9 protein-coding genes are annotated in these 12062 nt (G+C 68.6%); 6 read left to right on the top strand and 3 right to left on the bottom strand.

The features are described 5' to 3' along the window. The 5 genes from ABZZ22_RS09695 to trxA all read left to right on the top strand — a co-directional run bounded on the left by ABZZ22_RS09695 (position 1) and on the right by trxA (position 7212). Entirely contained in the window at positions 1-2190 is a 2190-nt protein-coding gene (locus ABZZ22_RS09695) for a DUF6049 family protein (protein ID WP_354929899.1), read from the top strand. Next, positions 2187-3824 (top strand): murein biosynthesis integral membrane protein MurJ, encoded by a 1638-nt coding sequence (gene murJ / locus ABZZ22_RS09700; RefSeq protein ID WP_354929902.1) that lies wholly within the window; start codon positions 2187-2189, stop codon positions 3822-3824. Before ABZZ22_RS09695 ends, murJ begins: the two co-directional genes overlap by 4 nt. Positions 3825-3879: 55 nt before the next feature. Then, complete coding sequence (locus ABZZ22_RS09705) at positions 3880-5619, top strand: protein kinase family protein (RefSeq protein WP_354929905.1); 1740 nt, start codon at positions 3880-3882, stop codon at positions 5617-5619. A gap of 164 nt (positions 5620-5783) precedes the next feature. Further along, positions 5784-6767 (top strand): thioredoxin-disulfide reductase, encoded by a 984-nt coding sequence (gene trxB, locus ABZZ22_RS09710; protein WP_354929908.1) that lies wholly within the window; start codon positions 5784-5786, stop codon positions 6765-6767. Positions 6768-6894: 127 nt separating this feature from the next. Beyond that, positions 6895-7212, top strand: a complete 318-nt coding sequence (gene trxA, locus ABZZ22_RS09715) for a thioredoxin (RefSeq protein ID WP_179661676.1) — start codon at positions 6895-6897, stop codon at positions 7210-7212. A 229-nt stretch (positions 7213-7441) separates the two neighbouring features. On the opposite strand, the gene ABZZ22_RS09720 is transcribed toward trxA, so the two are convergent. After that, positions 7442-8098 (bottom strand): GNAT family N-acetyltransferase, encoded by a 657-nt coding sequence (locus tag ABZZ22_RS09720; RefSeq protein ID WP_354929911.1) that lies wholly within the window; start codon positions 8096-8098, stop codon positions 7442-7444. Between the two features lie 67 nt (positions 8099-8165). Between ABZZ22_RS09720 and ABZZ22_RS09725 the strand changes: the two genes are divergently transcribed. Continuing rightward, complete coding sequence (locus tag ABZZ22_RS09725; RefSeq protein WP_354929914.1) at positions 8166-9482, top strand: PLP-dependent aminotransferase family protein; 1317 nt, start codon at positions 8166-8168, stop codon at positions 9480-9482. 316 nt (positions 9483-9798) lie between these two features. Here the strand turns inward: ABZZ22_RS09725 and ABZZ22_RS09730 are convergent, their stop codons facing one another. Both ABZZ22_RS09730 and ABZZ22_RS09735 read right to left on the bottom strand, forming a co-directional pair. Beyond that, a complete protein-coding gene (locus ABZZ22_RS09730; RefSeq protein ID WP_354929917.1) occupies positions 9799-10839 on the bottom strand; it encodes a ParB/RepB/Spo0J family partition protein in 1041 nt (346 codons plus the stop codon). A 99-nt stretch (positions 10840-10938) separates the two neighbouring features. Beyond that, positions 10939-11931, bottom strand: coding sequence for a ParA family protein (locus ABZZ22_RS09735; protein ID WP_354929920.1), 993 nt, complete (start codon positions 11929-11931; stop codon positions 10939-10941). Between the last annotated feature and the right edge of the window lie 131 nt (positions 11932-12062).

Consider the following 12062-nt stretch of genomic DNA (forward strand, 5'->3'; position numbering starts at 1 on the left):
ATGCCAGTCCGCCAGCACCAGGCGAGGCCGCCACGGCCACCCGGACGAGTCGTCATCACACTCGTCCTGACGCTGCTGGCACCCCTCCTGCTGATGCTGTCGACGACCACGCTGGCCGCGCCGGCCCGGGCTGTGGACGACATCGAGGAGACCGACCCGCTGACGGTGAGCATCGACCAGCTCGACACGGTCAGCCTCGACGGCCGCACCAAGGGCAGGATCACGGTGCGCGGCAAGGTGTCCAACACCACCGAGGAGGAGTGGGCCGGGGTAAACGTCTACCCGTTCGTCGGCGACACGCCGATCACCACCTCCAAGGAGCTGGCCGAAGCGGCCAAGCTCCCCGCGGACGCGCTGGTCGGCGAGCGGATCGTCGCGGAAGGGGCGTACGCCAAGATCCCCGACCTCGCGCCGGGCGAGACCTACTCGTGGTCGCTCACGGTGCCGCGCAAGCTCCTGCAGGTCACCGAGCCCGGGGTCTACTGGTTCGGGGTCCACGCCCTCGGCGCCACCACACCGAAGACCGCCGACGGCCGGGCGCGCACGTTCCTTCCGCTGGTGAAGGAGCCCAACAAGAGGGCCAAGGCCGAGAAGGTCTCGCTGGTCATGCCGCTGCGGCGCAGCGTGGTCTATGACGCCGACGGCAGCGTGAGCTACCTCCCCGGCTGGACCCGTGACCTGAGGGCAGGCGGCCGGCTCTACCGGATGCTGGAGACCGGCGCGGAGATGCCCAGCCTGACCTGGGCCATCGACCCGGCGCTGATCGACGCCGTACGCAACCTCGCCGAAGGCAACCCGGCCCGCAACCTGGCGCCGACGGATGGGCCGGAGGAGAGTCCGGAGGAGAGCGGCGGGGAGAGCGCTTCGGCTTCCGCCTCCGCCCTGCTGCCGAGCCCGTCGGCCAGCACCGACGCCGACGCCGAGGAGCCGATCGACGAGGAGACCGAGGCCGCACAGCAGGCCGCGACCACCTGGCTGGGCCGCCTCGAGGATGCCCTCGCCGGCCACAACCTGCTGGCCCTCCCCTACGCCGACCCCGACCTGTCCGCGCTGGCCACCAGCGACCCCGACCTGCTGGCCAGCGCGCGCGAGCAGACGAGCCGGGCGCTCGCAGAGCTCGGCATCAAGGCGACCCCGGCCGCGGCGCCGCCGACCGGCTACCTCGACCGCGCGGCGGTCAACCTGCTCGAGCCGGGTGCGGTCAACCTGGTCAGCGACAGGATGTTCCGCGGCACCAAGCCCGTCCTGGCCGACCTCGACGGTCACGAGATGATCGTGACCTCGTCCGGTGCCGCAGCCGGCGGGCCCGGACCCAACGACTCCCTAGACGCGATCTCGGTGCGCCAGCGTCTCGTCGCCGAGGCGGCCCTGCTCCGCGGTTCCGGCAAGCCGCTCGTGGCGGTCCTCCCCGACGGCTGGCACCCTCCGCAGGAAGCCGCCTCGTTCGTCGCCCCGTGGAACAAGGCCGCCTGGATCTCGTCCTCGACGCTGACCGAGGCGGTCGCCGGCCACAAGGCGACGTCGGTCACCGCCGAGAAGCTCCGCTACCCCCGCCGCGAGATGCGGACCGAGATCTCGGCCGAGCGGATCAGGACGGCCAACGAGCTCGTCGGCGCCGGCGAGATGCTGCAGCGCGTCCTGACCCACAACGACGAGGTCGCCGCCGACATCCTCAACGAGGCGCTGACCACGACCTCCTACTCCGCCCGCCGGGGCTACACCGACGCGGGCGCCGACGCGCTGAGCCACGTCGGGGCTCAGCTGAGCTCGATCACCGTCAGCGTGCCGCCGAAGGTGATCCTCTCCAGCATGAAGGGCGGAGAGTTCCAGGTCTCCCTGAGCAACGAGCTGGACGAACCGGTCACGGTGCGGCTGGACGCGATGACCGACGAGTCGCTGCGGGTCGCGACCTCCGAGCCCGTCCAGCTCGACGCCAACTCGAAGGCCAGCTTCAACCTCGCGGCGAGCATGCGCGACACCGGCACCCACACTGCCCTGATCGTCGTCACCGACACCAAGGGCAACCCGCTGGGCGCCCACGCGTCCGTACCGATCCGCCCCTCCCAGGTGAGCGGTGTGATCTGGTGGTTCGTGGGGACGGGCTGCGCGCTACTGTTCGCGGCGATCGCGGTCCGGCTCACCCGGCGCATCATGAAGGCCAAGAAGGCACGTACGACGGGGGAACTGTGACAGCCACCGAGCAGAAGTCCGGCGGAAGCTCGGTCCTCGCCAACAGCGCGGTGATGGCCGCGGGGACGCTCTTCTCCCGGGCCAGCGGGTTCATCCGCTCAGCGCTCCTGGTCGCGGCCCTGGGCTCCGGTCTGCACGCCGACGTCTTCAACATCGCCAACACCGTCCCCAACATGCTCTACATCCTGTTGGCAGGCGGCGTCTTCAACGCGGTGCTCGTCCCACAGCTGGTGAAGGCGCAGAAGAACGACGCCGACGGCGGGACGGCCTACACCGACCGGATCATCACGCTGGCCGGCCTCTTCCTCGGCGTGGTCACCGTCGCGCTCGTGCTCGGGGCGCCGTTGCTGATGCGCCTCTACCTCGGCGCCGACTGGTACACGCCCGAGCACAAGGACCAGCTCGAGTCGGCCATCGACTTCGCCCGCTGGTGCCTGCCGCAGGTCTTCTTCTACGGCATGTTCGTCCTGGTCGGACAGGTGCTCAACTCCCGCGGCAGCTTCGGGCCGATGATGTGGGCCCCGATCGCCAACAACATCGTCGCCATCTCGACCCTGGTGCTCTACCTGGTCGTCTTCGGCCCCTCGAGCTCCGGTGGCTTCACGACCGGCGAGGAGACGATGCTCGGTCTGGGTTCCACGCTCGGCATCGTGCTCCAGTTCCTGCTGCTCCTGCCGGTGCTGCGCAAGGCCGGCGTGCGCTATCGGCCGCGCTTCGACTTCCGCGGCGCCGGCCTGTCCCACACCGGACGGCTGGCCGTGTGGACGGTCCTCTTCGTGATCGTCAACCAGGTGGCGTACACGATCGTCACCCGGCTCGCCTCGACCGGCTCGGCCGCGGGCGGCACCGGCTACACCGTCTACTCCAACAGCTTCCTGGTCACCCAGGTGCCCCACTCGATCATCACCGTCTCGCTGGCGACGGCGATCCTGCCGCTCCTCTCGCGCCACGGCGCGGCCGGAGAGCTGCCCGAGCTGGGACGTACGTTGTCCCACCAGATGCGCAACGCGCTCGCCATCGTGGTCCCGATCGCCGCGCTGATCCCGGTGCTCTCCGTGGACATCGCACACCTCCTGTTCAGCTACGGCGCCGGAGCCGACGCGTTCAAGGACTACGCCCCGACGCTGTCGATCTTCGCGGCCGGCCTGGTCTTCTTCACGATTCACTACCTGCTGCTGCGTGGCTTCTACTCGCTGGAGCAGAACCGCACCGTGTTCTTCATCCAGTGCGCGGTCGCGACCACCAACATCGTCGCCGCACTGGTGCTGACCAGGGCCTTCTCCGCGGAGTACACCGCCCCAGCGCTGGCCGGCGCCTACACGCTGGCCTACCTGGTCGGCTCCGTCGTCTCGTACGTCGTGCTCAAGCGCACCCTCGGCGACCTCGACGGCCGCGGGCTGCTCGAGTTCCTCGCCCGCCTGGTCCTGGTGACGCTCGTCGCCGCCACCGCCGCCTGGCTGCTGCGCACCGGGCTGGGCATGATCAACGACGAGCCGACGATGGTGCTGGCGTTGATCGGGGCCGCTATCGTCGGGGCGCTGCATCTCGGCATGCTGCTCCTCGGGGCGCAGGCTGCCCAGGTCAAGGAGCTCACCGCGATGGTGCAACAGGTTTCCCGACGGCTGCGTCGATGACCACCATCGGACAGGCTCCACTCTGTCTGGCACGGTCTGAAAGAATGGTTCCGATATGGAGTTCACGCAATCAGGCGACGTCCTCGCCGGCAGGTACCAGCTGACGGATCTGCTGAGCGAGTCCCGTGAGGGACGCTTCTGGCGCGCCCAGGACGCAGTGCTCGGCCGCCCGGTCGCCGTGCACGTCCTGGATTCCCGCGACGAGCGCGCGCCTCGGCTGATGGCCGCCGCCCGCAACTCCGCCGCTGTCGGTGACCCCCGGATGTTGCGCGTCCTCGACGCCGCCCAGACCGACCAGGTGGCGTACGTCGTCAACGAGTGGGGCGAGGGCTCGTCGCTGGAGAACGCGCTGGCCGCCGGCGGACCGCTGTCACCCCAGGAGGCCACCTGGATCGCCGCCGAGGTCGCCGACCTGCTGGTCCTGGCCCACGATCAGGGGCATGCCCACGGCCGGCTCAACCCCGAGGCGGTGCTCCTCGACGACCTCGGCGCCGTGCGCGTCATCGGCTTCGGTGTCGACGCCGCGCTCCACGGGATCGACCCCGACACCCGTGACTCCCAGCGGCGCGACCGCGTCGACGCCGTCGGCGTCCTCTACGCCGCCCTGACCGGCAAGTGGGCCGGCGAGACGCTGTCCTCGATGCCGCCGGCGCCGCGCGACCACGGCCGCGTGCTTCGTCCCCGGCAGGTACGCGCCGGTGTGCCGCGTCCGCTCGACGACCTGTGCGACCGGGTCCTGGGCAGCGGCGCCGAGATGCCGCCGCTGACCGCCGCCGAGCTGCACTCCGCGCTCGCCGGCTTCTCCGGCGAGCCGACCGCTCCGCTCAACCGGCCCGCCGCCATCGACGAGGAGACCCAGGCGATGGCTCCGCCGGCCCAGGCCGAGCCGGCCGAGGCGCAGGCGGCCTCGAACGCAATCGGCGTGGCCCCCGATGCCGTACGCCCCCAGCGCCAGCGTCCGTCGTCCCCGCCGCCGATGCAGGACCCGACGCCGTCGAAGCCGCTCTTCGCCGACGAGACGCCCGGCTACGTCGCGCCGCAGCGCCCGCAGCAGGCTCCCCCCGCCCGGCGACCGGTGGCTCCGGACGCCTCCTACAACGGCTGGCAGGGTCCGTGGACCGGCGCCAACGTGTCGATCGCGGAGGAGCCCGACTACAACAGCAAGCCCGGCACCAACTGGCTCCGTATCGCGATGGGCGTCGGTCTGGTGGTCCTGGTCCTCATCGCCGGCTCGATCGCGTGGAACATCGTCAGCGACGACCCCGACACGACCGCGGAGAACCCCGGCACGGGCAACAACGGCGGCGACACCACCGCCGAGGCCAAGCCTGCCCCCATCAAGGGCATGACCGCCAAGGATCTCGACCCCCACGGCGACCCGCCCACCGAGTATCCCGACCTCGTCGGCGGCGTGGTCGACGGCAAGGACGATCCGGCCACCAACTGGCGCACCTCGACCTACAACGACCAGATCGGTGACGGCCCACGCTCGCTCAAGCCGGGTATCGGCGTTGTGCTCAACCTCAAGGGCGACTATGCCGTCGACTCCCTGAAGTTCCGGATGGTCGGCGAGCCGACCGACATCAGCGTCTACGTCGGGGACTCACCGTGGACCGACGACCCCAGCGGCGCTCCTGCGGCCAAGGGCAGTGTCGGCGCCGAGGGCGAGATCAAGCTCGACGATGCTCCCGAGGGAAGCTATGTCCTCGTCTGGCTGACCGGTCTTCCGACTGGCGACGGCGGCTACCGCGCCGAGGTCAAGGAGATCGAGGTCCTCGGCACCCCCGTCTCCTGACGAGACGTCGCTCCCGTCGCTCGAGATGTCACTCAGATGCCAGCTCGCACGACGTACGTGACGCTTCGGCCGACGCAGGTGACGTCTCGGCGGTCGGGGCCCTGGAATGTACTTGGCCTACGATCTGTTGTGCCGTTCGCCAGCCATACCTGAGGAGCCACAAGATGCCGACCCCGTCGTCCCCGACAGCCCCCCGCAACGTGATCGTCGTGGGCTCCGGCCCTTCGGGCTACACCGCTGCGGTCTACAGCGCCCGCGCCGGACTGCAGCCGCTCGTCTTCGAGGGGTCGGTGACCGCCGGCGGTGCCCTGATGAACACGACCGACGTGGAGAACTTCCCGGGTTTCCGTGACGGCATCATGGGCCCCGAGCTGATGGACAACATGCGTGCCCAGGCGGAGCGCTTCGGCGCCGAGCTCGAGCCTGACGACGTGATCGAGATGGACCTCACCGGCCCGGTGAAGGTCATCAAGACCGCGACCGACACCCACTACGCGAAGTCCGTCATCCTCGCGACCGGCTCGGGCTACAAGAAGCTCGGCCTGCCGCGCGAGGACGAGCTCTCCGGCAAGGGCGTCTCCTGGTGTGCCACCTGCGACGGCTTCTTCTTCCGGCAGAAGCCCATCGTGGTGGTCGGCGGCGGCGACTCCGCGCTGGAGGAAGCCCTCTTCCTGACTCGCTTCGGCTCCTCGGTCACCCTCCTCGTACGCCGCGACGAGCTGCGCGCCTCGAAGATCATGCAGGAGCGCGCCTTCGCCGACCCGAAGCTCGAGATCGCCTGGAACTCGACAGTCGAGTCCATCAACGGCGAACTCTCCGTGGAGAGCATCACCGTCAAGGACACCAAGACCGGTGAGCTGCGCGACCTCGAGTGCGCCGGTCTGTTCATCGCCATCGGCCACATCCCGCGCTCCGAGCTGCTCACTGGCCAGGTCGACCTCGACGACGACGGCTACGTCCTGACCAAGGACGGCACCACCGCCACCAACATCGAGGGCGTCTTCGCCGCCGGTGACCTGGTCGACCACGTCTACCGCCAGGCGATCACCGCCGCCGGCACCGGCTGCCAGGCCGCGCTCGACGCGGAGAAGTTCCTCGCTCACCAGGCTCACCAGGCCCACGCCGAGGCAGCTGCCGTCTCGGCCTGACCGAAGCCTCTACGGTGGTGGTCTCGACAAGCCGACCACCGGGAATGCCGGGCACCAGCCGAGCGTTCAACTCATCAGACTTCCTCAATCCACCTCTACCAAGAAGGAACCCATCGTGGCTGACAACATGACCGCCGTGACCGACGCCGAGTTCGACGCAACGGTTCTGAAGTCCGACAAGCCGGTGCTGGTCGACTTCTGGGCCGAGTGGTGCGGCCCGTGCCGCCAGGTCTCCCCGATCCTCGAGGAGCTGGCCGGCGAACACGGTGACAAGGTCACCTTCACCAAGATGAACGTCGACGAGAACCCGGTCACCCCCTCCACCTACCGCGTGACCGGCATCCCGACCATCAACGTCTACCAGGGCGGCGAGGTCGTGAAGTCGATCGTCGGCGCCAAGCCGAAGGCTGCGCTCCTCAAGGAGCTGCAGGAGTTCATCGGCTGACACCAGCTGAACCATGATGGCGCGCCACTGTTTCGGTGGCGCGCCATCGTCATTTCGCCGAGGCGTCACTTACGTCGGGCGAGACGTCAGTTGTGGCGGGCGAGACGTCAGTTGTGGCGGGCGAGTGGTCTCGACAAGCTCGACCACCGGGCGCGGGTTAGTGGTCTCGACAAGCTCGACCACCGGCTCGACCACCGGCTCGACCACCGCACCGTTTCACGGGAAACATTCACTCGCCGTCGCGGTGCAGCTCGGTGGAGGCCGGGGAGGGATGGCTGCGCGGACGTACGACCTCCCGCAGCCGTTCCCACGCGGTCTCGAAGTCGTCGATCCAGGTAACGGTCTGCTTCAGGTCCATCCGCATCCGAGGGACGGTCGGATGCTCCCGGTAGGTCTTGAACCCCACGCGGCTCAGGAAGTCGGCGGGTGCGGCGCAGCGCCGGCCATGGATGCCGCTCATCGGGCCGACATCGCCGAAGGCCTCGATCGCCCGGAACTGTCCGCGTTGGACCAGGTCACGGGCCATTCCCTGCACGAGCATCCGGCCGATCCCGCCGCCGGCGCGGCGCGGGTCGATCCACACCGTGGTCATCAGGACCGCGTCAGCCGAAACTGGCCCGGACGGGAACGAAGCCACTCGCGGGACGAAGACCGGCGGCGCGTAGAGCACGAACCCCGCCGGCGTACCGTCGATCACGGCCACCCGTCCGCACGAGCCCCATTCGCGGAGCACCTCGGAGATCCAGGCCTCCTTGACCTCGATCGTCTGCGTCGCATCGACGCGGCGATGGCCCACAGGATCGCGCTCCCAGAACAGGCAGGCACGACACGGTGCCGGGACCTCCGCGAAGAGATCCAGCGTCAACGGAAGAACGCGACGTGCCATGTCTCACCCTTGATCCTGGGTTAAGGGTCTGTTACCAGCGTATGCGATCCTTCATGATGGTGACACCATGAATGATCTTCCCCAGCGCGCAACATCATCCCGCCTCGACCCGTACGCGGACCGCTATGCGGCGCGCACGGCAGGCATGACGGTCTCGGAGGTGCGGGCCCTCTTCGCCGTGGCAGCCCGGCCCGAGGTGGTCTCGCTCGCTGGTGGCATGCCCAACATCTCCAGCCTCCCGCTGGACGTGGTCGGCGACTCGATCAGGGACCTGATCATGACCCAGGGCCCCACCGCGCTGCAGTACGGCGGGGGCCAGGGCGATCCCACTCTGCGCGAGCAGATCTGCGAGGTCATGCGCCTGGAGGGCATCGAGGCCCACCCCGACGACGTCGTCGTGACCGTCGGCTCCCAGCAGGCCGTCGATCTGGTCACCCGGGTCTTCTGCGACCCCGGCGATGTGGTGATCTGTGAGGCCCCGTCGTACGTCGGAGCGCTCGGTGTCTTCAAGGGCTACCAGTGCGACATCGTGCACGCCGAGGTCGACGCCAGCGGCCTGATCCCCAGCGCGCTCGAGCAGGCGATCATCTCCACCAAGGCCTCGGGCCGCAAGGTGAAGTTCCTCTACACGATCCCGAACTTCCAGAACCCGACCGGCGTCACCATGACTCCCGAGCGCCGCACCGAGATCCTCGAGATCTGCCGGCGCCACGACATCCTGGTGCTCGAGGACAACCCCTACGGCCTTCTCGGCTTCGACGACGAGCCCCGCCCGGCGATGCGCGCCCAGGACCCCGGCGTCATCTACCTCGGCTCCTTCTCCAAGACGTTCTCCCCCGGTCTGCGGGTCGGCTGGGCGCTGGCCCCCTCCGCGATCCGCGAGAAGCTGGTCCTGGCGCAGGAGTCCGCGACACTCTGCCCGCCACCGTTCAACCAGATGGCCGTCTCGGCCTATCTCTCCAATCACGACTGGCAGGGCCAGATCAAGCAGATGCGGGAGATGTACCGCGAGCGTCGTGACGCCATGCTCGACGCGCTCGAGGCCTACATGCCCGCGTCCTGCACCTGGACCAAGCCCGACGGTGGCTTCTTCGTCTGGCTGACGCTCCCCGCCGGCATCGACTGCAAGGCGATGCTGCCTCGAGCGGTCACCTCGCGCGTCGCGTTCGTCCCCGGCACCGGCTTCTTCGCCGACGGCTTCGGCGCCTCCTCGATGCGGATCTCCTACTGCTACCCGACTCCGGAGCGGATCCGAGAAGGCGTACGCCGCCTGGCGGGTGTCATCGAGGCCGAGATGGAGCTTCTGGAGACGTTCGGCGCGACCGGGCCAATCCCCGGTCTCCCCATTCGTGGCGCCGAGCACCCTTCGACGAACACTCAGTAGCGCCGACTGGGTGGTCGAGCCTGTCGAGACCACCCCGTCTCCCCTCAGCGTCATCTCGACAAGCTCGATGACCGGGGCTTCCCTCGGAGGTCGAGCTTGTCGAGACCTCGCCAGAGAGTCATCTCGACAAGCTCGATGACCGGGGCTTCCCTCGGAGGTCGAGCTTGTCGAGACCTCGCCAGAGAGTCATCTCGACAAGCTCGATGACCGGACCGCACTCGATGATCGGACCGCGCTCGATGACCGGACCGCACTCGATGACCAGAACCTCAGTAGCGAAATCTATTTGTCGACAAAACGCTTTATCGCTTGATGCCTAAATGGATTCGTCGGCGGCCGGCGACATGAGCTCGACGATCCGACGCAGATCCTCCAGCGTGGCGAACTCGACGGTGATCTTTCCCTTGGAGCGCCCCAGATCGACTTTCACGCGGGTGTCGAAGCGGTCGGAGAGCCTGTCGGAGATCTCCTTGAGGCCAGGAGCACTCGGCTTGGCGCGCTTCACGCGCGGAGTGGCGAAGGCGTCGCCGTCGGGATCGCCGAGAGCGACGATCTCCTCGAGGCCGCGTACGGAGATGCCCTCCGCCACCACCTTCTGAGCCAGCTTGTCCTGCTGCGGCTCACCGTCGACCGCGAGCAGCGCCCGCGCGTGGCCGGCCGAGAGAACACCGGCCGCGACACGACGCTGAACCGACGGGGACAGTTTCAGGAGACGGATCGTGTTGGAGATCTGCGGTCGCGAGCGCCCGATCCTCTGGGCCAGCTCGTCGTGGGTGCACTCGAAGTCGTTGAGCAGCTGCTGGTAGGCCGCGGCCTCCTCCAGCGGGTTGAGCTGCGAGCGGTGCAGGTTCTCCAGGAGCGCGTCCCGGAGCATGTCGGTGTCATCGGTCTCGCGGACGATCGCCGGGATGACCTCGAGGCCGGCCAGCTGGGTTGCCCGCCACCGGCGCTCGCCCATGACCAGCTCGTAGGAGTCGGTCGCCACTTTCCGGACGACGATCGGCTGCAGCAGGCCGATCTCGTTGATCGAGTGGACCAGCTCGGCCATCGCGTCCTCGTCGAAGACCTGCCGAGGCTGCACATGGTTCGGCTGGATCTGCGTGACCGGCAGCTCAGCGAAATATGCGCCGTCGACGGGCGCCAGATCCGATTTCTCGATCTGACGGCCTTCCGTCGGCTCGGCGGACCCGGGGTCCACGGATGCGCCAGAAGTCGCCCCAGCGGAAAGGTCCGAATGACGGACGTCCGACTGGACAGGAGCGCCTTCGGACGACTCAGTTCCGCCGCCGGCCGGAGCGGTCGGAATCAGCGACCCCAGACCTCGTCCGAGTCCACGTTTCGGAGCCTGCTTACTCATTCCTGTGTCCCCCATTGTCGGTGGTCGAGCTTGTCGAGACCACGTCTGATGTCGCAATCGTGGTGGTCTCGACAGGCTCGACCACCGGGTCCTTCATCGTCACTGCTGGCCCTGTTTGGCGAGCTCCTTGGCGGCCTCGAGATAGCTCAGCGCGCCGGGCGAGCCGGGGTCGTACGTCATCACCGTCTGTCCGAACGAGGGCGCCTCGGACACGCGCACGGCGCGGGGGATGAACGTGCGCATGACCGTGTCGCCGAAGTGCTCACGCACCTCCTCGGCGACCTGCGAAGCGAGCCGGGTGCGAGCGTCGTACATCGTGATCAGCATCGAGGAGACCCGCAGCGTCGGGTTCAGTGCCGCACGCACCATCTCGACAGTCTTGAGGAGCTGCCCGAGGCCCTCCAGCGCGTAGTACTCCGCCTGGATCGGGATCATCACCTCGGTGCTCGCGACGAGCGCATTGACGGTGAGCAGACCCAGCGACGGCGGGCAGTCGATGAGGACGTAGTCCCATCGATCCTCCGCGTCACCCACGCGGGGCGACTTGGCCAGGGCCTCCTTCAGGCGCTGCTCGCGTCCGTCCTCCTCGACGAGCTCGACCTCGGCCCCGGCCAGGTCGATGGTCGCCGGCACGAGCTCGAGGCCCTCGAGCTTCGGAACCGGCACGACGACATCGGCGAGCGATGCTCCCTCGACCAGGACCTCGTACGTTCCCGGGGTGCCCTGGTAGTGGTCGACGTCGAACGCGGTGCAGGCGTTGCCCTGAGGGTCGAGGTCGATGACCAATACCTTCTGACCCAGCTGGGCCAGCGCCGCGGCGATGTTCACCGTCGAGGTGGTCTTGCCGACGCCACCCTTCTGGTTGGCGGAGACGATCACGCGCGTGCTCGCCGGGCGCGGCATCGGCGGCCGGCTGCTCGCCGCCCCGCGCGCCAGGAGCGTGTGCTCGGCGGCAGCGGCCAGCGGCGTCGCCTCCGTGGTGAAGTCGTTCTCGAGGGATGCGATGTCGCCGGCCGTACGGAGCCTGATCGACACCGGCTCGTCGGTTTCACGTGAAACGGCGTTCTCTGGACTCTCGTCGTCGTACGGCATGTTCCTCATCCTCCGTCATCGGTGGTCGAGCCTGTCGAGACCACCTTGGTCGCACGAGCTGTCGTGGGAGCAGGTGCGCAAGCAGGCCTCCGACAAGCTGCAGCAGCTCTCCGTCGAGATGCCGTCGTTCG

Source organism: Nocardioides sp. NPDC006273 (assembly GCF_040613495.1).
In the GTDB taxonomy this organism is placed as follows: domain Bacteria; phylum Actinomycetota; class Actinomycetes; order Propionibacteriales; family Nocardioidaceae; genus Nocardioides.

Bases quoted from the DNA above. Each gene is read 5' to 3' on its own strand.
- ABZZ22_RS09720 (WP_354929911.1), bottom strand. From the start codon at position 8,098: ATGGCACGTCGCGTTCTTCCGTTGACGCTGGATCTCTTCGCGGAGGTC.
- ABZZ22_RS09735 (WP_354929920.1), bottom strand. From the start codon at position 11,931: ATGCCGTACGACGACGAGAGTCCAGAGAACGCCGTTTCACGTGAAACC.
- ABZZ22_RS09730 (WP_354929917.1), bottom strand. From the start codon at position 10,839: ATGAGTAAGCAGGCTCCGAAACGTGGACTCGGACGAGGTCTGGGGTCG.
- trxB (WP_354929908.1), top strand. From the start codon at position 5,784: ATGCCGACCCCGTCGTCCCCGACAGCCCCCCGCAACGTGATCGTCGTG.
- ABZZ22_RS09725 (WP_354929914.1), top strand. From the start codon at position 8,166: ATGAATGATCTTCCCCAGCGCGCAACATCATCCCGCCTCGACCCGTAC.
- trxA (WP_179661676.1), top strand. From the start codon at position 6,895: ATGACCGCCGTGACCGACGCCGAGTTCGACGCAACGGTTCTGAAGTCC.
- ABZZ22_RS09695 (WP_354929899.1), top strand. From the start codon at position 1: ATGCCAGTCCGCCAGCACCAGGCGAGGCCGCCACGGCCACCCGGACGA.
- ABZZ22_RS09705 (WP_354929905.1), top strand. From the start codon at position 3,880: ATGGAGTTCACGCAATCAGGCGACGTCCTCGCCGGCAGGTACCAGCTG.